The sequence below is a fragment of the Streptomyces odontomachicola genome (assembly GCF_039605595.1).
Taxonomy (GTDB): Bacteria; Actinomycetota; Actinomycetes; order Streptomycetales; family Streptomycetaceae; genus Streptomyces.
Genome location: NZ_JBCFOK010000007.1, coordinates 244395 through 268489, shown reverse-complemented (window position 1 = coordinate 268489; position 24095 = coordinate 244395). Strand labels below are relative to the sequence as shown.

Sequence of the window (24095 nt, the reverse complement as noted above, 5' to 3'; positions counted from 1 at the left end):
CGACCTCTCACTTCTCCGTCGACAGCACCTTGAAATTCCCCACCCGCTGCGGGTTCATCCGATACCCCGGCCGCCCCTGCACCACCGCGTCCTGCGCGATGTCCCAGTCGGTGAGCTCGGAGAACGCCTGTTTGCAGGCCGCGCGGAAGCGGCGGACGGTCTGCGCCAGCGCCGCCGTCGTACGCCCCGACCGCTCGGCGAGTTCCGCCGCGGTGAGGAACGGGGCGTCCTCGCCCGCGTCCTGGGCCCGCATCAGGTCGCCGCCCAGCACCTTGAGCACGTCCACCAGGGGCGCGGGGGCGTGCTCGTGCACGGTGACGCCCTCGACCGAGAGCCGGGTCCCGTACAGGGCGATGTCGAGCCGGTCGGGATCGGACATCCGCGAATCGGTGACTCCCACTGAGAGGAATTCGGGCGCGAGCAGATCGGCGCGCAGCCCGATGTACGTGCTCAGCGACTGCCACTCGCCCCGCCGCCGCGGCGCCTGTACGTGGTCGACGACGGCGCCCAGCGCGTCCGGGACGGTGGAGCGCAGCTCGGCGAGGTAGCGGGTGATCCACTCGACGGCCGTTTCCCTGCCGTGCAGCCGCGCGTGCAGCACCGCGGCGTCCAGCAGGACGAGGCCGGCGTGCTCCCGGAGCCCGGCGTGGCCGAGCTGTTCGTGCAGGGTGACCGCCGCGTCGATGAGCGGTCCCGGCTTCACCCGCACCCGGTAGGTGCGCAGCATCCGGTGCCACCGCTCGTGCGCGGTGAGATGCACGTCCCACTCCTCGGACCCCGCGTGCCCCGCGTGCCGCTCGGCGAGGCGCCGCAGGATGCGCGGGTACGGGGACTCGGGGAAGCCCGTCCAGCCCAGCGAGAAGACGTCCAGCCCCGCCTCGAAGTCCCGCCGCCTCCCGTACCGGCACGCGGCGAGGAAGAACTCGGCCGCCCGCACATACCGCCGCAGCAACTCGTGGTCGCGCGGCGCCAGTTCGCCCGGGCGCAGCGCCGAGGACTCCACGAAGGTGCCGTACTCGCCGCTGCGTACGTCGCCGACGTGGAAGTACGGCTTCGCGGCCGACCGCGCCGGCGGGAACTGCTCCCGCACCGACTCCACGTACCCGCGCTGCTCCTCCAGCACGGCGGCCGCCCTCTCGTGCTCGCCCGCCGCGAGGTCGGCGACCACGAGATCGGTGAAGAGCCAGGCGGTGTCCGCGAAGTAGAGATAGCGCCGGTAGCGGGCGAGGGACTGCTCGAAGAGGGGGCGTGCCTTGGCCGGTTCGCCGGAGGCCGCCGCCTCCAGCCCCCGCCACCACAGCACGAAGGAGACCTCGGAGAACGCACGCGGCTCCGGATCGAGCCCCAGCCCCTCCGCGAGCCGCTGGAAGGCCTCGGGGAAGACGGAGTCGGCGTACGCGGACCAGCCCTGGCTCATGTGGTCGGCCGCCTCTTCCAGGCCGGCCAGTGAGCGCTCGTCCACGCTGCGGTCCAGCAGCCGGACGATCTCCTCGGTGCGGGGCAGGATGCGCCCCGTGTAGAGCAGCGAGCTGTCGGTGTAGCGCTCCATGACGGTGAACAGCGGGCCCGCCGCCGACTGCCCGCCGTCCAGGCGCGCGCACAGGGCGCCGAGCAGCAGGAGCGTGGCGACGTCGTGCTCGTCGGACTGGCGGAGGTCGGCGGCGGACAGCTCGGCGAGACCCGCCACGTCATACGGCCTGCCGCCCCTGACGTGCTCCTCAAGGGCCTTGAACGCCCCGGCAACGCTGGTCACTTGTACGCCCCGCTCCTCGTGCGCTGCCGTCTGGCTGCGCTGACCGTCGATGTCATCGATGTCATTCTAGGCTATCTCGATGACATTCTACAGTCATGCCGAGTAGTATCCATGACAGATGTTTCGGAGGATCTGAAGGGGGTCAGGGGTGGCAGAGGTGACGGAACACGTGGCGGAGGCAGCGGCGGAGGACGACGTGGGCGTCCCGAGGGAGCAGCGGTCCGCGCTGCTCAGGGACGCGCTCGGGATCGGCGTCGCGGTCGGCGCCTACGGGCTGTCGTACGGGGCGCTCGCGGTGTCGGCGGGGCTGACGGTGGTGCAGACCCAGGTGCTCTCGCTGCTGTTGTACGGCGGCTCCACCCAACTCGCCCTGGTGGGCGTGCTGGCGGCGGGCGGCGGCGCCGCCTCGGCCACCGCGACCGGAGTGCTGCTGGGCGCGCGCAACCTCTTCTACGGGGTGAGCCTGCGCTCGGTGCTGAGGCTCCCCGGCAGGCAACTGCTGCCCGCCGCGCACCTGTTGAGCGACGAGAGCGCCGCGATGGCGTTCGGCAAGCCGAGCCGCGCGGCCGGGCGCTACGCGTACTGGGCGACCGGGCTCACGGTGTTCCTGTGCTGGAATCTGGCGACCCTGGCCGGCGCGCTGGCCGGTTCGCTGATGTCCGACCCGAAGGTGCTGGGCCTCGACGCGGCCTCGTCCGCCGCGTTCCTGGCGCTGGTCGCGCCGCGCCTCAAGGAGCCCGCGCACCGCATGGTCTTCGTGCTGGCCTGCGCCGCGGCGCTGTGCGTCACGCCGTTCGCCGGCGCCGGGATGCCGGTGGTGCTGGCGGGGCTCACGGCGCTGAGCGTGCTGCTGGTCCCCGCGCGCGGCAAGGGCGGCAGGGGCCGTACCCAGGAGGAGGGCGCCATATGAGCTGGACATGGCTCGCGGCCGCGGTCGCCGGGTGCTTCGCGCTGAAGCTCCTCGGCCTGCTGGTCCCCGAACGCGCCCTGGCGCACCCCGCGGTGGCGCGCACAGCGGACGCCGCGCCGGTCGCCCTGCTCGCCGGCCTGATCGCGGTGCAGACCTTCACCGCGGACCAGCACCTCACGCTGGACCACCGCGCCGCGGGGCTGCTGGTGGCCGCGCTGCTGATCTGGCGCCGCGCCCCGTTCCTGCTCGTGGTGGTGGCGGCCGCGGCGACCACGGCACTGCTCCGCTGGTACGGGGGCTGAGCGCGGCAGTGGGAGCGCGCCCCGTGGCCAGCGCGGCGTGCGCTGCGGCAACTCCGGGCGTGCTCATACGGCGGAGCCAACTCCGGGGCGCAGCACCCCCGTTGATGCTCCGGCGAATGCCACGGGTGCGCCGTGGCGTGCCGCCGGACCATTCCATCGGGCGGAGGAGGGCAGGGCGTAACGGTTCGCCGGCCCGCGCCGTACGTACCGTCGCCGCATGGACGACCTCCGCAGCGCCACCGCGGCCGTGGTGACCGAACTCCGGCTGTCGGCATACCGGACCCTGCGCGGCAGGGCCGTCCCGCTCACCCCCGTCACGCTGCTCGCGGGACCCAGCGGCAGCGGCAAGACGAGCGTGCTGGAGGCGTACGCGGCGCTGTCCCGGCTCGGCGGCGGCGCCGCGCTGGGCGAGGTGTTCGACGGCGGGCGCGACGGCCCCTCCGTGCATGTGCCGCAGGACGCGCGGAGCGACCCGCAGGGGCGGCGCGGCTTCCGCCTCGGCTGCACCGTCGACGGCCCGGCCGGACTCGTACGCTGCGACGTCGCGGTCCAGGCCGAGCCCGAACTGCGCGTCGTGGGCGAGCGGCTGACCGCGCCGGACGGCAGGACGCTGCTGGCCACGGCGCTGCGCGACCCGGGCCGCCGCACCGTCGCGGCCGAGTGGCACAGCGCGGGCGTGAGCCGGGTGGTCCGCGCGCCGCTGCCGGACGACCGGCTGGGCACCGCGCTGCTCCCGCTGCGGGTCGCGGGCACGACGGAGGGGCAGCGCCAGGTGCTCGCCGCCGCCGAGCAGGTGGTGGTGGCGCTGCGCTCCGCGTTCCCCTGCGACCCGCGCCCGGCCGTCATGCGGGATCCCGTGGGTACGGCGGACGGCAGGCTGTGGAGGGACTGCGGCAACCTCGCCGCCGTGCTGCACCGTACCCGCGCGGAGTGCGCCGTACGCCACGGGCTGCTGGTCGACGCCTTACGGGCCGGATGCGCCGGACCCGTCGAGGACCTGGACACCGAGCCGGCCGGCGGGCCGCAGCGCGTGCGCGCGGTCCTGCGGCGCGGCGGTGAGCGCGGCACCCCGCTGGACTGGCTCGGCGAGGGCGAACTGCGCTACACGGCGCTCGCCCTCGTCCTGCTGACGGGCCCCGGCGTGCTGTCCATGGATCCGGCGGAGGAGGTGCTGCCCGCGCGGCAGGCGCTGACCGTGCTGGCGGACGGCATGGACCGCGGCCTGGACGGGCGCCAGCGGGCCGAACTCCTGGGCCTGGCGCGGCGGATGGCGGAGCGCGGACACGTGCGGGTGCTCGCCACCGTGGGGGACGCGGACGCCGTGTTGCGGGGGGCAGGAGGGGCGCCCGGGGTGTCCCTGGTAAACCTGGGGGAGTGAGCGATACCCCGGACGTCACCCCCCACGCCTCTTCCGAGGGCCGCAACGGCAGCGGCCCGCGCGCCCCAGGAGCCGCACCGCCGGGCCACGAGCCCCCGTACGAGTCGCCGCACGAGTCCCCGTACGACTCGCAGTCCGAGGCGCGGTCCCAACAGGGCCCCACCGTGCGGGAGTTGCAGCGGCGGCTGGCCGATTTCGCCGCGGCGCGGGACTGGGGGCAGTACCACACGCCGAAGAACCTGGCCGCCGCGCTGAGCGTGGAGGCGGGCGAGCTGGTGGAGATCTTCCAGTGGCTCACGCCCGAGGAGTCGGCGCGGGTGATGGCGGACCGGGAGAGCGCCGCGCGGGTGGAGGACGAGGTCGCCGACGTCCTCGCGTATCTCCTGCAATTCTGCGGCGTGTTGGGCGTGGACCCGCTCGCGGCGCTGGATGCGAAGATCGACAGGAACGAGAAGCGTTTCCCGGTGACCCGTACCGGTCACTCTATGGAGTGAACGTGGTATCCACACGAAGCCTATTGTCCACAGATTTCCCAAACTCCCTGGCGGTAGAGCCCGTTGACGGTCACGCTGGGTAGCGACCAGCGGAGGGGGATGGCACATGGATGCGGTATGCCTCATCGAGGCCACCCGGCACGCCTTGGCGAAGAGCGCCGAAGCATCGGCGATCGTCACCGAGGCGTGTCAGGCGCACGCGCTCGCCGAAGCGGTGGGCGCCCATCTCGCGGTCAGCGGGCCGCCGGTGGTGCGCAACGAGGCGCTGCGGCTCAGCGAGGCGGGCGGCCTGGCGGGCGCGGCCCTGCGCGTGCAGGGGAGCCCCGGTGCCGACGGCGTGCGCGCCGCGCAGCTCTCCATGGTCGTGGACCCCCGCGGTGTGCTGCACGAGCTCTCCACGCTGCTCGGGGAGACCGGCGCCGCGCTGTTCAGCGCCGCGGTCGAGGCGGAGGACGAGGGGCTGTATTGGCAGTGCGTGGAGGCCATCGACGCCACCGACGAGTCGGGTGACCGGGTGACGGCGATCCTGCGCAGGCTCGACCTGCTGGAGCGGGGAGGCGTCGCCTGAGCCGGGCCTAGGGTGCTTCTGATGGATCTCCGTGGCATCGCGACGCCCGGCACATGCTCTCGCCGCACCGGCCGCAAGCCCGAGTACGCCCAGTACGAGGGCTTCCGGCCGGCACGCCGAGAGCAGGCACCGGACGCCGCTCCTTCACCCACGGAGATCCATCAGAAACCCCCTAGGCGGGGCCGGACCCGGTCTCCGCGCCGGAGGACTCCGCTTCTCCGGCGCCGGACGCGTCCTGCCCGGGCAGCTCGGGCGACTCGTCCTGCTCCTGCGGCTCGTCCTCGTCCGGCAGCCTGGACTGGAGGTCGGCGTCGAGCCGGGTGAGGTCCGCGTTGAGCGCGGCCATCAGCTCGTCCATCTGGTCCAGCAGCCCCTTGGAGAGTCCGTCCTCCTCCGGCTCCTCCGAACTGCCGCCGGGCTGCGGTGTGTTGGGCTCCGGTACGGCTTCGTGGGACATGTACGTCCTCCTGACGCGTCCTGGGGAACCGGACGGTTCGCGCCGGTTGGTCCGCGTCCGTCCGGCCGATTCGACCCCGCCAACGATCACGGCCGAGAGCGGGTCACGGGGGCGCACGGTGCAAGATGGACGGCATGGATCTGCGCATTTTCACCGAGCCCCAGCAGGGCGCGAGCTACGACACCCTGCTCTCCGTCGCCAAGGCCACCGAGGACCTCGGCTTCTCCGCCTTCTACCGCTCCGACCACTACCTGGTCATGGGCGACGGCGACGGGCTGCCCGGACCCACCGACGCCTGGATCACGCTGGCCGGGCTCGCCCGCGAGACCCGCACGATCCGGCTCGGCACCCTGATGACGGCCGGCACCTTCCGGCTGCCAGGGCCGCTCGCGATCCAGGTCGCCCAGGTCGACGCCATGTCCGGCGGCCGGGTCGACTTCGGCCTGGGCTCCGGGTGGTACGAGGCGGAGCACACCGCGTACGGGATCCCGTTCCCCAAGGAGAAGTTCGGGCGCCTTGAGGAGCAGCTGGAGATCATCACCGGGCTGTGGGGCGCCGCCGAGGGCGAGAAGTTCAGCTACGACGGCACGTACTACCAGCTCAGCGACTCGCCCGCGCTGCCCAAGCCCGCGCAGCCGCGCATCCCCGTACTCATCGGCGGCTTCGGCAAGGTGCGCACGCCGCGGCTGGCGGCCCGCTTCGCCGACGAGTTCAACATCCCCTTCGCCTCGATCGAGGACACCGCCGCGCAGTTCGCCCGGGTACGGGAGGCCGCGCAGGCGCGGGGGCGTGCGGCGGACGAACTCACCTACTCCAACGCGCTGATCGCCTGCGTCGGCAGGGACGAGGCCGAGATCGCCCGGCGGGCCGCCGCGATCGGCCGCGAGGTGGACGAGCTGCGGGAGAACGGCCTGGCCGGTACGCCCGACGAGGTGGTGGACAAGATCGGGAGGTACGCCGAGACCGGCTCCTCGCGCATCTACCTCCAGATCATGGACCTGAGCGACCTGGACCACCTGGAGCTGATCTCCAGCAAGGTCCAGTCCCAGCTCGCCTGATGAGGCGGTGACCCGGTGACCATCCCCGAGCGCCCGCTCGCCGACGCCCTGGCGGAAGGCGCCGTCGTCCTCGACGGCGGCCTCTCCAACCAGCTTGAGGCGCAGGGCTGCGACCTCTCCGACGCCCTGTGGTCGGCCCGTCTGCTGGCCGACGACCCGGGCCAGCTCGTCGCGGCCCACGCCGCCTATGTGCGGGCGGGCGCCCGGGTGTTGATCACCAGCAGCTACCAGGCGTCCTTCCAGGGCTTCGCGCGCCGCGGCACGGACCGCGCCGCGGCGCGCCGGCTGTTCCACCGCAGCGTCGGGGCCGCGCGCGAGGCAGCGGAGCGGGCGGGCGCGGGCGAGCGGGTGTGGGTGGCGGGCTCGGTCGGTCCGTACGGGGCCGTGCTGGCCGACGGGAGCGAGTACCGCGGCCGGTACGGGCTCGGCGTGCGCGAGCTGACCGAGTTCCACCGCCCCCGGGTCGAGGCGCTGGTGGAGGCCGCCCCCGACGTGCTCGCCCTGGAGACGGTGCCGGACGCGGCGGAGGCGGAGGCCCTGCTGCGCGCGGTCGAGGGCTGCGGGGTCCCGGTGTGGCTCAGCTACACGGTGGCGGGCGACCGCACGCGGGCCGGGCAGCCCCTGGCGGACGCCTTCGCCGTGGCGGCCGGCAATCCGCAGGTGATCGCCGCGGGCGTGAACTGCTGCGCGGCCGAGGACGTGGCGGGCGCCGTCGAGGCGGCGTGCGCGGCGACCGGCAAGCCGGCCGTGGCGTATCCGAACAGCGGCGAGGGCTGGGACGCGGCGGCGCGGTCGTGGACCGGCAGCCCCACCTTCGACCCGGCGCGGCTCGGCGCGTGGACGGCGGCCGGCGCGCGGCTCGTCGGCGGCTGCTGCCGGGTGGGCCCGCGCGAGATCGCCGCACTGGCCGCGACCGCGCACGGGACCTCGTACGAGAGCTGACCCCGGACCCCGTACGAGCTGACCCCGGCCGTCGTACGGGAGCGAGCCCGGACCGCGTACGGGACTTCGTACGGGAGCGGGCCCGGACCGCGCACGGGGCCTCGTACGGGGCCTCGTACGGGAGTCGAAGCCGGGCCCCGCAGAGGATCTGCCCCTGCCGGAACCCGCTGTGCGGGGACAGTATGGGGCCATGGGATTCCATGTGGACTCCGAGGCGGGGCGGCTCAAGCGGGTCGTGCTGCACCGCCCCGATCTGGAGCTGAAGCGGCTCACGCCGACCAACAAGGACGAGCTGCTCTTCGACGACGTGCTCTGGGTGCGCCGGGCCAGGCAGGAGCACGACGCCTTCGCGGACGCGCTGCGGGACCGCGGCGTCGCGGTGCACCTCTTCGGCGAGCTGCTGACCGAGACCCTGGCGGTGCCCGAGGCGCGGAAGCTGGTGCTGGACAGGGTCTTCGACGAGAAGGAGTACGGGCCGCTGGCCACCGGGCACCTGCGGGAGGTGTTCGAGCGGAAGCCCTGCGAGGAGCTGGCCGAGGCGCTGGTCGGCGGGATGACCAAGCGGGAGTTCCTGGAGGGGTATCCGGAGCCCACCTCGGTGCGCTTCCACGTGATGGACCTGGACGACTTCCTGCTCGCTCCGCTGCCCAACCACCTGTTCACCAGGGACACTTCGGCCTGGATCTACGACGGCGTCTCGATCAACGCGATGCGCCGCCCGGCGCGGCAGCGCGAGGCCGTGCACTTCGAGGCGATCTACCGGCACCACCCGCTGTTCACCGGGCCCGAGGCGGGCGGCTTCCGCTTCTGGTCCGAGGGGCAGACCGCGTACCCCTCGACGATGGAGGGCGGGGACATCCTCGTCATCGGCGACGGCGCCGTGCTCGTCGGGATGAGCGAGCGGACCACTCCGCAGGCGGTGGAGATGCTGGCGCGCGGGCTGTTCGCCACCGGCTCCGCGCGCTGCATCGTGGCGCTGGACATGCCCAAGCGCCGGGCCTTCATGCACCTGGACACGGTGATGACGATGATCGACGGGGACACCTTCACCCAGTACGAGGGGCTGGGCATGCTGCGCTCCTACACCATCGAACCGGGCGCCGAGGAGCAGGAGCTGAAGGTCACCGACCATCCGCCCGAGCACATGCACCGGGCCATCGCGGCCGCGCTCGGGCTGCACCGCATCCGGGTGCTGACCCCGACCCAGGACGTGCACTCGGCCGAGCGCGAGCAGTGGGACGACGGCTGCAACGTGCTGGCCGTGGAGCCCGGCGTGGTCCTCGCCTACGAGCGGAACGTCACCACCAACACCCACCTGCGCAAACAGGGCATCGAGGTGCTGGAGATCCCCGGCGGCGAGCTGGGCCGTGGCCGGGGCGGGCCGCGCTGCATGAGCTGCCCGGTGGAGCGGGGCGCCGTGGACGGCTGAGCGGGGCGCCGCCCGGTTCCCGCCCTCCGCTTGTATAGAGATACGGATACTCGTATATACTTCCGGTTTACGAGGAGACCCCGTACGACCTGCACGCAGCAAGCGAGGAGCCCACCATGGCGACAGACCTCACGGGCCGGCACTTCCTCAGGGAACTCGACTTCACCGCCGGGGAGTTCGAGCACCTGACGGGACTCGCCGCGGAGCTGAAGGCCGCCAGGAGGGCGGGCACCGAGGAGCAGCGGCTGCGCGGCCGCAATGTCGCGCTCGTCTTCGAGAAGACCTCGACCCGCACCCGCTGCGCCTTCGAGGTCGCCGCCGCGGACCAGGGCGCGCACACCACGTACCTCGATCCCTCCGGCTCGCAGATCGGGCACAAGGAGTCGGCGCGGGACACCGCGCGGGTGCTGGGGCGGATGTACGACGCGATCCAGTACCGGGGCAGCGGGCAGGACGTGGTGGAGGAGCTCGCCGCGTACGCCGGTGTGCCGGTCTACAACGGGCTGACCGACGACTGGCACCCGACCCAGATGCTCGCCGACGTGCTCACCATGACCGAGCACTGCGCCAAGCCGCTGACCGGGATCTCCTTCGCGTACCTGGGCGACGCGCGCAACAACATGGGCAACTCCTACCTGGTCACCGGCGCGCTGCTGGGCATGGACGTGCGGATCGCGGCGCCCCGCAGCCTGTGGCCGGCCGACGAGGTGGTCGCGCAGGCGCGCGCGCTCGCCGAGCGGTCAGGGGCGAGGATCACCCTCACCGAGCAGGTCGAGGAGGGCGTGCGCGGGGCCGACTTCGTGGCCACCGACGTGTGGGTGTCGATGGGCGAGCCCAAGGAGGTGTGGGACGAGCGGATCGCGCTGCTCAGGCCGTACGCGGTGACCATGGACGTGCTGCGGGCCACCGGCAATCCAGGGGTGAAGTTCCTGCACTGCCTGCCCGCCTTCCACGACCTGGGCACGGCGGTGGGCCGCGAGGTCCACGAGCGGCACGGGCTGACCTCGCTGGAGGTCACCGACGAGGTCTTCGAGTCGCCCGAGCACTCGGTGGTCTTCGACGAGGCGGAGAACCGGATGCACACGATCAAGGCGGTCATGGTCGCGACGCTGGGCGGCGCCTCGTAAGCACTCCGGCGCATAGGTGTGCGCATAGTCATACATGGATATGCGGAGGCATGCATTCCATCCGGTTACGATGGAAGTGCTCAGAATCGAGGGGGTCCGGGCCGGAAGGCCCGGACCCTTTTTCTGTGCCTCCCACCCCGAAGCACCCGGAAAGTACGCGCATGCCCAGCACCACCCGGCGCCGCAAGCCGCCTGAGACCCTCCTCGCCGAATCCGGCGCCGACCTCGAAGGACACGGCCTCCAGCGCACCATCGGGCCCTTCCAGCTCGTCTGCTTCGGCATCGGCGCGATCGTCGGCACCGGGATCTTCGTGGGCCTCTCCGACACCGTGGCCGAGGCCGGGCCCGCGGTGATCGTCTCCTTCGTCCTCGCGGCGATCACCTGCATCTTCACCGCGTTCTCCTTCGCCGAGCTGGGCGGCGCGATGCCGGTCTCCGGCAGCTCCTACTCGTACGCCTACGCCGCGCTGGGCGAGCGCACCGCGTTCCTGGTCGGCTGGTGCCTGCTGCTGGAGTACGGGGTGTCCGTCTCGGCGGTGGCGATCGGCTGGGGGCAGTACCTCAACGAGCTGCTGCGCAACACCGTGGGCTGGGAGATCCCCGCGGCGCTGGCCGACGCGCCGGGGCACGGCGGGGTGGTCAACGTGCCCGCGGTGATCGTGATGCTGCTCGCCGGCGTACTCCTGGTGCGGGGCATCAGGGAGAGCGCGCGGGCCACGGCCGCGATGGCCATCATCAAGATCTTCATCCTGCTGCTGTTCTGCGGGATCGCCTTCACCGCGTACGAGGCGGGGAACCTCTCGCCGTTCGCGCCGGAGGGGCTGGCGGGGATCGGGGCGGGGGCCTCGGTCGCGTTCTTCTCCTTCATCGGCTTCGACGCGATCTCGACGGCGGGCGAGGAGGTCAAGAATCCGCGGCGGAACATCCCGCTCGCCGTCCTGGTGACCATCGGCGTCGTCACCCTCCTCTACTGCCTGGTCTCGGTGGCCGCGCTCGGCGCGATGCCGTGGGAGGAGGTCGGCGGGAAGCCGGCGGCGCTGTCGCTGATCGTGAACCATGCGACGGGGTCCGCCTTCGGCAGCACGGTGATCGCGATCGGGGCGGTGGTGGCCATCGCGTCGGTGGTGCTGGCGGTGCTGTACGGGCAGACGCGGATCCTGATGTCCATGTCGCGTGACGGGCTGATGCCTCAGGTCTTCGAGCGGATCTCACCGAAGACGTCCACGCCGGTGGCCAATACGTGGATCGTGTGCGTGGTCTTTTCTGTGCCGGCTGCTGTGGTGCCGCTGGACGTCGTCCTGGATCTGACCGTGATGGGGACGCTGGCGGCGATCGCCGTGGTCAATGTGTGCGTGATCGCGCTGCGGCGGTCGCGGCCGGGGCTGGAGCGGCGCTTCCGGGTGCCGTTCTACCCGGTGACGCCGGTGCTGGGCGTGGGGTTCTGCGCGTATCTGATGTACGGGCTGCCGTGGGGGACGTGGGTGCAGTTCGTGGTGTTCCTCGGTGTGGGGGCGCTGGTGTATCAGGTGTACGGGCGGCGGCGGTCGCGCCTGGTCGAGGCGTAACGGGGCTGCGCCTGCGCAGGTGCGGGGTTGCGGGGGCCTCGCGGCTGGCGGTTCCGGTGTGCCCACCCTCCCCCAAGCTCTCCGGCTTCGCTCCGAGCAGGGAGGTACCCCCCTCGCCCCTGCGGAACGACTGCCCACACCTCGTAAGTAGACACGGTCGCGACTGCTCGTACGCAGCCCTCCGCGGGCGTCGCAGACCGGGCGGAGGCCCGGCCGGAGGCGCGGAGCGTCGTAGGGCGGGCCGGAACTCACAAAGTCGGGCGCAACCACACACCCGAATCCCGCCGCAGCGGGAAGTGACCAGAAGCGGCAGTTGTCGGCGGTGGCAGCGGCGCGCGGCCGTGGGATTCTGGCCCCATGGAGATCTGGATCAATCCCCGCTGTTCCAAGTGCCGTAGCGCGCTCTCCCTCCTCGACGAGGAAGGCGCGGAGTACACGGTGCGGCGGTATCTGGAAGACGCCCCCGGCGAAGAAGAGCTGGAGCAGGTCCTGGAGCGGCTCGGGCTGGAGCCGTGGGACCTCGTACGTGACGGCGAACCCGCCGCGAAGGAGCTCGGGCTCAAGACGTGGCCGCGCGAGGAGAGCGAGCGTGGGCGCTGGATCGCGGCGATGGCGCAGCATCCGGAGCTCATCCAGCGGCCGGTGATCACGGCGGACGACGGCACGGCGGTGATCGGCCGCACCGAGGAGGCCGTGCGGGACGCGCTCAACCGGGGCTGAGAGCAGCGGCGGGCCAGGCCACGCACATGGCCTGAACCCGCCCCCGCGCGCACCCCACCCACAACTCCGTATCGCGCACTCGTGACGGTGGTCACAACCCGGTGATACGTTCGCGGCGCGCCGCGCGCCGCGAACCGTCCACCGCCAAGGAGGCCCGGTCATGAGCCCGTTCACCGGTTCAGCCCGCCGTACGGAGTCCTGGAAGCACCTCGAGGTGGCCGAGGAGGACGGCGTCGTCACCGTCACCCTCGCCCGCCCGGAGAAGCTCAACGCGCTGACCTTCGGCGCCTACGCCGACCTGCGCGACCTGCTGGCCGAGCTGGCCCGCGAGAAGCAGACGAAGGTGCTGGTGCTGGCCGGCGAGGGCCGCGGCTTCTGCTCCGGCGGGGACGTGGACGAGATCATCGGCGCCACGCTCGGCATGGACACCGGCGCGCTGCTGGACTTCAACAGGATGACCGGGCAGGTCGTACGGGCGATCAGGGAGGCGCCGTTCCCGGTGGTCGCCGCCGTGCACGGGGTGGCGGCGGGGGCCGGCGCCGTACTCGCCCTCGCCTCGGACTTCCGGGTCGCCGACCCCAGCGCCCGCTTCGCGTTCCTCTTCACCAAGGTCGGCCTCTCCGGCGGCGACATGGGCGCGGCCTACCTGCTGCCGCGCGTGGTCGGCCTCGGGCACGCCACGCGGCTGCTGATGCTCGGCGACTCCGTACGCGCGCCCGAGGCCGAACGCATCGGCCTGATCAGCCAGTTGACCGAGGAGGGCGGGGCGCACCGTGCCGCGCACGAGCTGGCCCAGCGCCTCGCCGCCGGGCCCTCGCTCGCGTACGCGCAGACGAAGGCGCTGCTCACCGCCGAGCTCGACCAGCCGCTGTCCTCGGCCGTGGAGATGGACGCGGCCACCCAGGCGCTGCTCATGCACAGCGCGGACTACGCGGAGTTCCACGCCGCGTTCAGCGGGAAGCGGGACCCCGAGTGGAAGGGGGCTTGAGATGGCCGGGTCCCAAGGAGCGGTCGTGCCCCAAGGTGCACCCGTGCGCACCGTCGCCGTGCTCGGCGGCGGCCCCGGCGGCCTGTACGCGGCGGTGCTGCTCAAGCGCCTCGACCCCGCCCGCACGGTCACGGTGTACGAACGGAACGCGCCGGACGAGACGTTCGGCTTCGGCGTCGTGCTGTCCGACGAGACGCTCGGCGGCATCGAGCACGCCGACCCCGCGGTGTACGCGGCGCTCCGGGACGAGTTCGTGCGCTGGGACGACATCCTCATCACGCACCGCGGGCACACCCGGCGCTCCGGCGGCCACGGCTTCGCCGCGCTGAGCAGGCGGCGGCTGCTGGCCGTGCTGCACCGGCGCTGCGAGGAGCTGGGGGTGCGGCTGCGCTTCCGTACCGAGGCGCCGCCCGCGGCCGAACTCGCCCTGGAAAACGACCTGGTGATCGCCGCCGACGGGGTGCACAGCGCCACGCGGCAGGCGCACGCGGACGTGTTCGGGCCGCGGGTCACCGAGCACCGCTGCCGGTACATCTGGCTCGCCGCCGACTTCGCGCTGGACTCCTTCCGCTTCGAGATCGCGGAGACCGAGCACGGGGTGGCCCAGCTCCATGCCTATCCGTATGCGGAGCACGACAGCACCGTCATCGTCGAGATGCGCGAGGAGGTGTGGCGGGCCGCCGGGTTCGAGGGGCTCGACGAGCGGGCCTCGGCCGAGCGGTGCGCGAAGCTCTTCCCCGAGACGCTGGGCGGCGCCACGCTGCGCGGCAACAACTCGCAGTGGATCGCCTTCCGCACGGTCACCAACGAGCGCTGGTCGCACGGCAACACGGTGCTGCTCGGCGACGCCGCGCACACCGCGCACTTCTCCATCGGCTCGGGCACCAAGCTGGCGGTCGAGGACGCGCTGGCGCTCGCCGCGTGCGTCGGGGAGCAGCCGGATCTGGGGTCAGCGCTGGAGGCGTACGAGGCCGAGCGGCGGCCCGTGGTGCTCTCCACGCAGCGCGCGGCGCGCGCGAGCCTGGAGTGGTTCGAGGACCTGGCGGCGTATGTGCACCAGCCGCCGGGGCAGTTCGCCTTCAACCTGCTGACCCGCAGCCGCCGGGTCACCCACGACAACCTGCGGCTGCGCGATCCGGGCTTCGTGGCCTCGGTGGAGCGGGAGGCGGGCGTGCCGGAGGGCACGCCGCCGATGTTCACGCCCTTCCGGCTGCGCGGTCTTGAGCTGCGGAATCGCGTGGTCGTCTCCGCGATGGACATGTACTCGGCGCAGGACGGCGTCCCCGGCGACTTCCACCTCGTCCACCTGGGCGCGCGGGCGCTCGGCGGGGCCGCGCTGGTCATGACCGAGATGGTGTGCGTCTCGCCTGAGGGCCGGATCACGCCCGGCTGTACGGGGCTGTGGTCGGACGCGCAGGAGGCGGGGTGGGCGCGGGTCGCCGCGTTCGTGCACGGACAGCGGGGCGGGGAGGCCGCGTTGGGTGTGCAGCTCGGGCACTCCGGGCGCAAGGGCTCCACGCGGCTGATGTGGGAGGGCATCGACCAGCCGCTGCCCGAGGGCAACTGGCCGGTGGTCGCGCCGTCGCCGATCCCGTATCGCGCGGGGGTCAACCAGGTGCCGCGCGAGCTGACCCGCGCGGAACTGGCCGAGGTGCGGGACGACTTCGCGGGGGCCGCGCGCCGTGCGGCCCGCGCAGGCTTCGACCTGCTCGAACTGCACTGCGCGCACGGCTATCTGCTCTCCAGCTTCCTGTCCCCGCTGACGAACCTGCGCACGGACGAGTACGGAGGCGACGTACGGGGACGGCTGCGTTTCCCGCTGGCGGTCTTCGACGCGGTGCGCGAGGCGTGGCCCGAGGACCGGCCCATGACGGTGCGGATCTCGGCGACGGACTGGGCCGAGGGCGGCATGTCGGGCGAGGACGCGCTGGCGGTGGCGGCGGCGTTCGCCGAGCACGGCGCGGACGCGGTGGACGTCTCCACGGGCCAGGTGGTCCCGGAGGAACGGCCCGACTTCGGGCGCTCGTACCAGACCCCGTACGCGGACCGGATCCGCAACGAGACCGGCGTCCCCGTCATCGCCGTCGGCGCGATCTCCTCGTGGGACGACGTGAACTCCCTGATCCTGGCCGGCCGCGCGGACCTGTGCGCCCTGGCACGCCCGCACCTGTACGACCCGCACTGGACCCTGCACGCGGCGGCCGAACAGGGCTACGCGGGACCGGGCGCTGTGTGGCCGCTCCAGTACGGCGCGGGCAGCAGGCGCCCGCCGACGGGGCGGACGGACGCGCCGAAGCAGCGCCTCAGCCTGTAGGGGGCGAGCAGTACGGGACGGGGCGCGGGCTACTTCCTGTTGCCGTTGTCCTCGTCCCACCATTTGTCGTCGCTCTCCCGCTTGTTGCCGACGATCGCCGCCGTGGGCGGGATGACCATGGCCACCACGCACATGCCCACCGCCACCGGGACCGACCACAGCCGGACGAAGGCCCAGGCGCCGACGAACAGCACCAGGCAGAGCGTCATCAGGGCGAAGTACCGCCGTCGCCTGCGTGCGTACATGTCTCCACCGTAGGACGGAGTCCGTCGACGTACTCCTGCGCGGCGGACCGCAGCCTGCCGTGCAGGGCGAAGAAGACCTCGGCCGCGTGCTCGCCGGGCCAGTCGGAGGGGAGCAGCTCCGCCGGCAGGCCCGGGTCCGCGTACGGGAGGCGGCGCCAGTCGTCGAGGGCGAGGAGATAGTCCCGGTACGCGGCCTCGGGCCCACCCCCGCGCTGCTGCCAGGCGCGCAGCGCCGGCTCGTGCGCGGCCAGGAAGTCGCGGTGCTGTGCGGCGATGGCGTCCAGGTCCCACCACTGCGCGGCCGCCTCGGCCGTGGGCCGGAAGCCCGCGTGCTCGCCGCGGAACAGCTCCACGTACGGGGCGAGGCCGAGCCGCCGCAGCGTGTGCCGGGTCTCCTCCTCCAGGTGCGTCGGGGCGATCCACACGCCGGGCGCCGCGTTGCCGAAGCCCAGCCGGGAGAGGCGGGAGCGCAGGATGTGCCGGCGCTGCCGCTCGCTCTCGGGCACGGAGAAGACGGCGAGCAGCCATCCGGAGCCGGACTCCGGGTTCTCGCGCGGCCCCGCGTAGATGCGCCGGTCGCCGTCGTCCAGGAGCTGCCGCGCGGCCTCGGACGGCGCGTACCCCGCCGCCCTGCTCCCGGACCGCACCGCGGTCAGCAGCCCGCGCCGCTTGAGCCGCGAGACCGCCGAGCGCACCGAGGGCGCGTCCACCCCCACCGCGGCGAGGGCCCGGATCAGCACCGCGACCGGCACCGTGCCGTCGCCGGGGAAGCCGCGCCCGTACGCGCCGTAGAAGGTGAGTATGAGGGAGCCTGGTGAGGGACGTTCGGTCACGGCCACACCCTAGTCAGCGCTCCGGGGAGGCCCACTCCGGGCGGGAGGAGCCGCGCGGCACCAGGACCGTGCGGTAGCGGCCAGGGGTGGCGGACATCGCGACCTGGTCGGTGACGCCCTGGTAGCGGCCCAGCGGGGTGTCGGCGGTGAAGGTCTGCGGGTCGAGGTAGCGGTGCTCCTCCGTGCTGCCCGCCGCCTCCTCCGCGTACGCCTTGTCGAAGACGCCCATGCCGAGGATCCACAGCGCGGCGCGGGTGAGCGAGACGTGCACCCGCCAGCTTCCGCCCTCAACCGACCTGCGGTGCAGCGCCTCGGTGACCCCGGCGGCCATGAGCCAGGACACGATGTAGTCGTTCACGACCAGGATCGGCGGCAGCGCGGGGCGCTCGCCGCCGCCCTCCAGCAGCATCATCCCGGTGAGGCTGCCCGCCGTCTGGTCGAAGCCGACGCGGTCGGCCCACGGCCCGTACTCGCCGTTCAGCGTCGCCGTCGCGTGCACGATCCCGGGCCGCACGGCGGCCGACTCCTCGGCCGACAGGCCGATGGAGGCCAGATAGCCGGGGCGGCGGTTGGCGTAGAAGACGTCAGCGCCCGCGAGCAGCCGCCGGATGACGGCCGCGCCGTCGGCCCCGTACGGGTCGACCGTCGCCGACCGCGTGCCCACGTTCGCCGTCACGTACGTGGCGTCGTGCTCGTGCTCGCCTGGCCGCCACAGGTTGAGCACGTCCGCGCCGTGCAGCGCGAGGGAGCGGCCGACGCCCGCGCCCGCGATCACATGGCCCATGCCCAGGGCCCGTACGCCGTCCAGCGGCTGCTCGGCGCCCGCGGGCAGCGGCTCGGGCGCGCTCTCGCCGATCTTGGTGATCTCGATCAGCGGCATGCGGGACAGGGCCTCGCGGTAGTGCGGCTCGGCCATGAGCTCGCGGGTGGTGCGCAGGACGGGCATGACGACGCCGGCCTCGTACGCGGCCTGCTCCAGGTCCGCCGCCTTCCAGCCGCCGATGGCCTTGGCGACGGCGTCCACGTCGTCCGGGGTGTTCAGCAGCTTCTGCGCCGCGTTCTTGATCTTCGGGTACGGGTTGAGCGGCATCACCCAGCGGTCGTCGGCCGTGCGGTGGAACATGAAGCCCAGCGCGTTGCTCACGTTCGAACTCGACGTCGCCGGATAGCCGTTGACCAGCTCCCACCTGCGGTCGTAGAAGGGGCACAGCCGGTGCGGCGCCGAGCGCAGGTCCACCGCGATGTCCTGTCCCTCGCCGCCCCGCTGCCGCCACAGCTTCGCCGCCGCGGCCGACTTGGCGGCCAGCGCGATGCCGGCGGCGCCGCCCAGCCTGAGGGTGCTGGGCACCACCGGGTCGGCGCCGCGGAAGGTGATCGCGCCGCCGGTCTCGCCCGGGGTCATGCCGATGCCGCCGAGTACGCCGTCGAGCTCGGCGTGCGGGTCGAAGGCGTCGTCGGTGGCCGGTGTGTCCACGGCCGCCTCCAGCCGCGCGGTGAGCGCGGCTGCTTCGGGGTCTGCTGTGTCTTCTGTGGGTGCCATCAGTGGGGCTCCTGTTGGTCGTTGTGCTGGTTGAGCAGGTGCTCGGGTATCAGGACGTGCTTGGCGCGCAGGTATTCGCCGACCGCCTTGCCGATCTGGTCGGCGCGCAGGTTCGAGGAGCCGCCGCTGCCGAGGAGCCCGCGCAGCACGAAGTGCACGGCGCGCAGGTGCGGGAACTCGTGCCGTACGACGTCCAGTTCCTTCGCCTCGGGCAGCAGCCGCCGCAGCTCGGCCGTGCTGAGTGCGCTGCGCAGCCACGGCCAGGCGCGCGGGTCGGGCGCCCACACGCCGACGTTGCTGTTGCCGCCCTTGTCGCCGCTGCGTGCGTACGCGACGGTGCCGAGCGGTACGCGGCAGGGCCGCCCCTCCTCGTCGGCCGCGCTCTCCGGCTCGGGGTGCGCGGGCTGCCCCGTGAACTCCTCGGTGACCTCCGGCGGCGCGATGTCCAGTGGGCGGCCGTCGTCCAGCACGGCGCGGTGCGGAACGGCGGACTGGGGGAGCACGGCCGGCCAGTAGTCGACGCGGGGGCGGGGAGGGGCGGCGGGCGGTGCGGCGCCGTCGAGGAAGAAGCCGGGGAAGGACTGCAGGTAGAGGCTGCCGAGCCTTCCCGCGAGGCCCAACTCCTCCAGGGTTTCCTTGTGTTGGGCGGTGGCCATGACGCGTACCGGTACCGTCGCCTGCCACTGCGAGGCCGGGTCCTCGGCCGCGCTGCCGAGGGCGGTGACGTCCAGGTCCTCGATGCCCTGCGGCAGGTCGCGGGCGAGCTGGGCGCGGAGCAGCCGCACCTTCTCGTCGGTGTCGAGGCCGGTGACGTGGGCGGTGCCGACGACCTCGTAGCCGACCGGCGCGAACAGCGCGGCCTTGGTGGTAGGCGGGGGAGGGGATCCCGCGGCGCCGGACAGCCGTACGCGGTCGGGGCCCTCCTGCTCCAGCGCCAGGTCGTCGAGGTGCACGGTGACGTCGGGGTTGAGATAGCGGGGGCCCTGGATCTCGTACACGAGCTGGGCCGTGACGGTGTCCACGGTCACGGCGCCGCCGTCCCGCGCGTGCTTGGTGATCACGGCGGTGCCGTCGTGGGCGATCTCCGCGACGGGGAAGCCGGGGGTGAGCATGTCCGGGATGCCGGTGAAGCCGGAGAAGTTGCCGCCGGTCGCCTGGGGGCCGCACTCGATGATGTGGCCCGCGGTGACGGCGCCTGCGAGCGCGTCCCAGTCCGTACGGGTCCAGCCGTGCCACCACGCGGCGGGGCCGCTGACCAGCGACGCGTCGGTGACGCGTCCGCAGATGACGAGGTCGGCGCCCGCTTCCAGCGCGGCGGCGATGCCCCAGCCGCCGAGGTAGGCGTTGGCGGCGAGGGGGGTGTGGGGCCAGGTGGTGAGGGGTGCGCCGGTGTCGAGGTGGGTGAGCCGGTGGCCCGCGTCCGCGAGCCGGTCCAGCTCCGGGAGCAGGTCGTCGCCTTCCACGTGGGCGACTTTCAGGTGTACGCCCTGTGCGGCCAGCTCCTCCCTCAGCGCCGCCGCGAGTCCCGCCGGGCTGAAGCCGCCCGCGTTGGTCACGACCTTGATGCCGCGCTGGGCCAGGGCTGGGAGGTGGGGTCGCAGCTGGTCCAGTACGTAGGGGACGTAGCCGCGCGAGGGGTCGGCGCGGCGGCGGGCCGAGAGCGCGGCGAGGGTGATCTCCGCGAGGTAGTCGCCGACCAGCACGTCGACCGGGTCCCCGGCCATGACCTCGTCCACGGCGCTGCGGCGGTCCCCGAGATACCCCGAGAAGTTCGCGATCCGTACGCCCCGCGCCTGACTCATGCACGACACCTCCGCGACGGTTACGTATGTACTTTACAACTATTCTGCATGGTCCCAGTGCTGTCGTGAACCCCGCGAGGGCGGCGGCCCGGGTGCGCGGTCGCTCACCGCCGCGCCGGAGCGGCGGGGGAGGGGGTTCGGCGACGGGAGTGGGCGATAACGCCTGTTCGCGCGTTGAGTGGTCGGCGCCGGGGGCGCCGCGGGTCAGTCGCGCAAGCGGAAACGCTGGACCTTTCCTGTCGCCGTTCTCGGGAGTGCCTCGGTGAAGATGATCTCGCGGGGGCACTTGTAGGGGACCAGTTCCGTCGCGGTGAACTTTCGTAGGGACTCCGCCGTCTCGGGGCCCTGGGCGGCGCCCTGGCGCAGGACCACGTGGGCCACCACCACCTGGCCGCGCCGCTCGTCGGGGCGGCCCACGACCGCCGCCTCCACCACGTCGGGGTGGCGCAGCAGGGCCTCCTCGACCTCGGGCCCCGGCACGTTGTAGCCCGCCGAAATGATCATGTCGTCGGCGCGGGCCACATACCGGAAGTAGCCGTCCGGCTCGCGTACGTACGTGTCGCCCGTGATGTTCCAGCCGTGCTGCACGTAGTCGAGCTGCCGCTCGTCGTCGAGGTAGCGGCAGCCCACGGGGCCGCGCACCGCCAGCAGCCCCGGCTCGCCGTCGGCCACCGGCACCAGCTCGGTGCCCGCGCCCGGACGCAGCACGCACGCCTCGAAGCCCGGCACCGGCAGCCCCGTCGTGCCGGGCCTGATCCGCTCGTCGGCCGCCGCGATGAAGATGTGCAGCATCTCCGTCGCGCCGATCCCGTTGATCAGTCGCAGCCCGGTCCCCTCGTACCAGTCCTGCCAGGTCGTGGCCGAGAGGTTCTCGCCGGCCGACACGCAGCGCCGCAGCGGCGACAGGTCGTACGGGGTCCCGCGCGCCTCCCCGGCGGCCAGCTCGGCCAGCATGCCCCGGTACGCGGTCGGCGCCGTGAACAGCACCGAGATCCGGTGCCTGCGCACCGCCTCCAGCATCTGCTCGGCGCCGCTCCACTGCTCCAGCACCGCCGAGGCCCCCGCGCGCAGCGGGAAGATCACGAGCCCGCCGAGCCCGAAGGTGAAGCCCAGCGGCGGGCTCCCGGCGAACACGTCGTCCGGCTCGGGCCGCAGCACCTGCGCGGAGAAGGTGTCCGCGATGGCCAGCACGTCCCGGTGGAAGTGCACGCAGCCCTTCGGCCGCCCGGTCGTGCCCGAGGTGAACGCGATGAGCGCGACGTCGTCCGCCGCCGTCGGCACGGGGGTGAAGGGGCGGTGCTCGGGCAGGCCGGCGGGCAGCAGCCCGTCCACACCCTCCGCGCTCTCGGCGTTCTCCCCGCCCTCCGCGCCGAAGGCGGTGATCCGCAGCCCGGGGACCTCGGCCCGGTACAGCCCCTCCAGCGCACGCGCGTCGCACAGCGCGTGGCTGACCCGCGCGATCTCGCAGATCGTGCGCAGCTCGTGCGGGCGCTGCGCCGCGAGCACGGTCACCGCGACCCCGCCCGCCTTCATGACGGCCAGCCAGCAGGCGGCGAGCTGCGGCGAGTTGGGCCCGCGCAGCAGCACCCTGTTGCCCGGCACCAGGTCCAGTTCGTCGACGAGTACGTGGGCGATGTGGTCGACGCGGGCCTGGAGCTCGCCGTACGACCAGACCGTCTCCGTACCGCCCTGGAGGGAGCGGAAGGCGGGGCGCGCGGCGCCGAACCGTTCGACGGTCCTGTCCAGCAGCTCGGCGCCGCAGTTGAGCCGGTCCGGATAGCCGAGCGCGGCGAGCCCCGGCAGCAGCGGCCACTGGTCCGGCGGGGGCAGATGGTCGCGGGCGAACGTGTCGACGTGCGCCGACGGGCTCTGTTCCCGGTTGGGCTCCACGGGCTCCATGGCGGATGCGCCCCCTCGCGTGCACGGCGTCATGCGGGCTGTCGAGGTACTGCGGTGCTGCGGTGCCGACCCGCGGTGCCGCGGATCTGCGGTGCTCCCGGACCCGCGGTGCCGCGGATCCGCGATGGTGCGGTGCTGCCGGATCTTCGGTGCTGCGGACGGCTGTGCGCCGTGTGCCGCTGAGCGTAACGTGATGGTGACGACAGTCAACGGTACGCGATACGGGAGGAGTCGCCGGATGCGCGCGTTCGCTCTGGACCCGGAGCAGCAGGAGTGGTGCGGCGAGCTGCGTGCGCTCGCCAGGGACCGGCTGCGGCCGCTCGCCGAGCAGGGCGAGCACGGCCGGATCAACCGCCCGCTCGTCGCCGCGCTCGGCGAACTCGGCCTGCTGCGGCGGCTGTTCCCGCCCGAGGGCAGCGCGCTCGACCTGTGCCTGCTGCGCGAATCCCTCGCGTACGGATGCACCGAGGCGGAGACCGCGCTCGCGCTCCAGGGGCTCGGCGCGGGCCCGTTGGCCCAGTGCGGCACGCAGGAGCAGCGGAAACGCTGGCTGGAGGAGATCACCTCCGGGCGCGCCGTCGCGGGCTTCGCGCTGAGCGAGCCGGGCGCGGGCAGCGACGCCGCGGCGCTGGAGCTGGCGGCCGAGCCGGAGAGCGGGCCGGACGGCGAGGGCTGGCGGCTGACCGGCACCAAGACCTGGATCTCCAACGCGCCGCACGCGGACGTCTACGCGGTCTTCGCCCGTACGACGCCGGGCGCGGGCTCGCGGGGGATCACCGCCTTCCTGGTCCCGGGCGACCGCGCCGGGCTGAGCGGCGAACCGCTCGACATGCTCGCCCCGCACGCGCTCGGCACCCTGCGCTTCGACGGGGTGCGGGTGACCAGGGACGATCTGCTCGGCGAGGTGGACCGCGGCTTCGGCGCCGCGATGCGCACGCTGAACCTCTTCCGGCCCAGCGTCGGCGCGTTCGCGGTCGGCATGGCGCAGGCCGCGCTCGACGCGGCGCTGGAGCACACGGGGGAGCGGGCGGCGTTCGGCGGGGTGCTGCGCGATCTCCAGGCGGTCTCGCACCCGTTGGCCGAGTCGGCGACCCGGATCGAGGCGGCCCGGCTGCTGGTGTACGCCGCGGCCGCCGCGTACGACCGGGGCGATCCGGACGTCGCCAAGCGCGCCGCGATGGCGAAGCTGCTGGCCACCGAGACCGCGCAGCAGGCCGTGGACGCGGCGGTGCAGGTGCACGGCGCGGCCGCGCTCCAGCGCGGGCACCTGCTCGAACACCTCTACCGGGAGGTCCGCGCGCCGCGGATCTACGAAGGCGCCAGCGAAGTGCAGCGCACCGTCATCGCGAAGGAGCTCTACCGGTGAGCCTGGAACGCATCAACCCCGAGGAACTGTCCCCCGCCACCGGCTTCTCGCACGCCGTGGCCGCCACCGGTTCGCGGCTGGTCCTCCTCGCCGGCCAGACCGCGCTGGACGGGGACGGGAAGGTCGTGGGGGACACGCTGCCCGAGCAGTTCCGCGTGGCGCTCTCCAACCTGCTGGCCGCCCTGCGCGCGGCCGGCGGCACCCCCGCCGACCTGGCACGGGTCACCGTCTACACCACCGACGTGCCCGCGTACCGCGAGCACGCGCGCGAACTCGGCCGCACATGGCGCGAGTTGGCCGGCCGCGACTATCCGGCGATGGCCGTGATCGGCGCGGTGCGGCTGTGGGACGAGGCCGCTATGGTCGAGCTGGACGGTCTCGCGATGCTGGAGTGAGACCGTCGGC

Annotated in this window: 22 protein-coding genes; 15 read left to right on the top strand and 7 right to left on the bottom strand. The window is 73.2% G+C overall.

The genetic code is table 11. From position 1 onward, the window contains the following. Positions 1–7 precede the first annotated feature (7 nt). On the bottom strand, positions 8–1753 hold the full coding sequence (locus tag ABEE00_RS15675) for a tetratricopeptide repeat protein (protein WP_345746072.1): 1746 nt from the start codon (positions 1751–1753) through the stop codon (positions 8–10). 148 nt (positions 1754–1901) lie between these two features. Between ABEE00_RS15675 and ABEE00_RS15670 the strand changes: the two genes are divergently transcribed. The 5 genes from ABEE00_RS15670 to ABEE00_RS15650 all read left to right on the top strand — a co-directional run bounded on the left by ABEE00_RS15670 (position 1902) and on the right by ABEE00_RS15650 (position 5405). Then, positions 1902–2663 (top strand): AzlC family ABC transporter permease, encoded by a 762-nt coding sequence (locus ABEE00_RS15670; RefSeq protein ID WP_345746071.1) that lies wholly within the window; start codon positions 1902–1904, stop codon positions 2661–2663. Further along, the gene (locus ABEE00_RS15665; protein WP_345746070.1) at positions 2660–2965 is read left to right on the top strand and encodes an AzlD domain-containing protein; all 306 of its coding nucleotides are present in this window, start codon (positions 2660–2662) and stop codon (positions 2963–2965) included. The genes ABEE00_RS15670 and ABEE00_RS15665 overlap by 4 nt, the downstream gene beginning before the upstream one ends. Positions 2966–3182: 217 nt before the next feature. Further along, positions 3183–4343, top strand: coding sequence for an AAA family ATPase (locus ABEE00_RS15660; protein ID WP_345746069.1), 1161 nt, complete (start codon positions 3183–3185; stop codon positions 4341–4343). A gap of 164 nt (positions 4344–4507) precedes the next feature. Then, positions 4508–4837, top strand: a complete 330-nt coding sequence (locus ABEE00_RS15655; protein WP_345746204.1) for a nucleotide pyrophosphohydrolase — start codon at positions 4508–4510, stop codon at positions 4835–4837. 106 nt (positions 4838–4943) lie between these two features. Beyond that, positions 4944–5405, top strand: a complete 462-nt coding sequence (locus ABEE00_RS15650; RefSeq protein ID WP_345746068.1) for a DUF6099 family protein — start codon at positions 4944–4946, stop codon at positions 5403–5405. Between the two features lie 172 nt (positions 5406–5577). On the opposite strand, the gene ABEE00_RS15645 is transcribed toward ABEE00_RS15650, so the two are convergent. Further along, positions 5578–5862 carry a hypothetical protein gene (locus tag ABEE00_RS15645; protein ID WP_345746067.1) on the bottom strand — a complete coding sequence of 95 codons (285 nt, stop codon included), beginning with the start codon at positions 5860–5862 and terminating at the stop codon, positions 5578–5580. Between the two features lie 134 nt (positions 5863–5996). On the opposite strand from ABEE00_RS15645, the gene ABEE00_RS15640 reads away from it, so the two are divergent. The 8 genes from ABEE00_RS15640 to ABEE00_RS15605 all read left to right on the top strand — a co-directional run bounded on the left by ABEE00_RS15640 (position 5997) and on the right by ABEE00_RS15605 (position 16005). Beyond that, positions 5997–6920 carry an LLM class F420-dependent oxidoreductase gene (locus ABEE00_RS15640; protein ID WP_345746066.1) on the top strand — a complete coding sequence of 308 codons (924 nt, stop codon included), beginning with the start codon at positions 5997–5999 and terminating at the stop codon, positions 6918–6920. Between the two features lie 15 nt (positions 6921–6935). Further along, positions 6936–7862 carry a homocysteine S-methyltransferase gene (gene mmuM, locus ABEE00_RS15635; protein ID WP_451918587.1) on the top strand — a complete coding sequence of 309 codons (927 nt, stop codon included), beginning with the start codon at positions 6936–6938 and terminating at the stop codon, positions 7860–7862. A 190-nt stretch (positions 7863–8052) separates the two neighbouring features. Continuing rightward, positions 8053–9291 (top strand): arginine deiminase, encoded by a 1239-nt coding sequence (locus tag ABEE00_RS15630; protein ID WP_345746065.1) that lies wholly within the window; start codon positions 8053–8055, stop codon positions 9289–9291. Positions 9292–9407: 116 nt separating this feature from the next. Then, positions 9408–10418 carry an ornithine carbamoyltransferase gene (gene argF / locus ABEE00_RS15625; protein ID WP_345746064.1) on the top strand — a complete coding sequence of 337 codons (1011 nt, stop codon included), beginning with the start codon at positions 9408–9410 and terminating at the stop codon, positions 10416–10418. Positions 10419–10579: 161 nt separating this feature from the next. After that, positions 10580–11983 (top strand): amino acid permease, encoded by a 1404-nt coding sequence (locus tag ABEE00_RS15620; RefSeq protein ID WP_345746063.1) that lies wholly within the window; start codon positions 10580–10582, stop codon positions 11981–11983. A gap of 357 nt (positions 11984–12340) precedes the next feature. Continuing rightward, positions 12341–12703 (top strand): arsenate reductase family protein, encoded by a 363-nt coding sequence (locus ABEE00_RS15615; protein WP_345746062.1) that lies wholly within the window; start codon positions 12341–12343, stop codon positions 12701–12703. A 160-nt stretch (positions 12704–12863) separates the two neighbouring features. After that, the gene (locus tag ABEE00_RS15610; protein ID WP_345746061.1) at positions 12864–13691 is read left to right on the top strand and encodes an enoyl-CoA hydratase family protein; all 828 of its coding nucleotides are present in this window, start codon (positions 12864–12866) and stop codon (positions 13689–13691) included. 1 nt (position 13692) lies between these two features. Next, complete coding sequence (locus ABEE00_RS15605; protein ID WP_345746060.1) at positions 13693–16005, top strand: bifunctional salicylyl-CoA 5-hydroxylase/oxidoreductase; 2313 nt, start codon at positions 13693–13695, stop codon at positions 16003–16005. A 29-nt stretch (positions 16006–16034) separates the two neighbouring features. Here the strand turns inward: ABEE00_RS15605 and ABEE00_RS15600 are convergent, their stop codons facing one another. The 5 genes from ABEE00_RS15600 to ABEE00_RS15580 all read right to left on the bottom strand — a co-directional run bounded on the left by ABEE00_RS15600 (position 16035) and on the right by ABEE00_RS15580 (position 22324). Further along, positions 16035–16250: a DUF3099 domain-containing protein gene (locus ABEE00_RS15600; protein WP_345746059.1), complete on the bottom strand. Its 216-nt coding sequence runs from the start codon at positions 16248–16250 to the stop codon at positions 16035–16037. Further along, positions 16214–17083, bottom strand: a complete 870-nt coding sequence (locus ABEE00_RS15595; RefSeq protein ID WP_345746058.1) for a PaaX family transcriptional regulator — start codon at positions 17081–17083, stop codon at positions 16214–16216. Before ABEE00_RS15595 ends, ABEE00_RS15600 begins: the two co-directional genes overlap by 37 nt. 13 nt (positions 17084–17096) lie before the next feature. Next, positions 17097–18623, bottom strand: coding sequence for a CoA transferase (locus ABEE00_RS15590; RefSeq protein ID WP_345746057.1), 1527 nt, complete (start codon positions 18621–18623; stop codon positions 17097–17099). After that, positions 18623–20425 carry an acyclic terpene utilization AtuA family protein gene (locus ABEE00_RS15585; protein WP_345746056.1) on the bottom strand — a complete coding sequence of 601 codons (1803 nt, stop codon included), beginning with the start codon at positions 20423–20425 and terminating at the stop codon, positions 18623–18625. The genes ABEE00_RS15590 and ABEE00_RS15585 overlap by 1 nt, the downstream gene beginning before the upstream one ends. A gap of 204 nt (positions 20426–20629) precedes the next feature. Then, positions 20630–22324 (bottom strand): AMP-binding protein, encoded by a 1695-nt coding sequence (locus tag ABEE00_RS15580; RefSeq protein ID WP_345746055.1) that lies wholly within the window; start codon positions 22322–22324, stop codon positions 20630–20632. A 238-nt stretch (positions 22325–22562) separates the two neighbouring features. Between ABEE00_RS15580 and ABEE00_RS15575 the strand changes: the two genes are divergently transcribed. Both ABEE00_RS15575 and ABEE00_RS15570 read left to right on the top strand, forming a co-directional pair. Beyond that, positions 22563–23690, top strand: coding sequence for an acyl-CoA dehydrogenase family protein (locus ABEE00_RS15575; protein WP_345746054.1), 1128 nt, complete (start codon positions 22563–22565; stop codon positions 23688–23690). Then, complete coding sequence (locus ABEE00_RS15570) at positions 23687–24085, top strand: RidA family protein (RefSeq protein ID WP_345746053.1); 399 nt, start codon at positions 23687–23689, stop codon at positions 24083–24085. Before ABEE00_RS15575 ends, ABEE00_RS15570 begins: the two co-directional genes overlap by 4 nt. Positions 24086–24095: the final 10 nt, after the last annotated feature.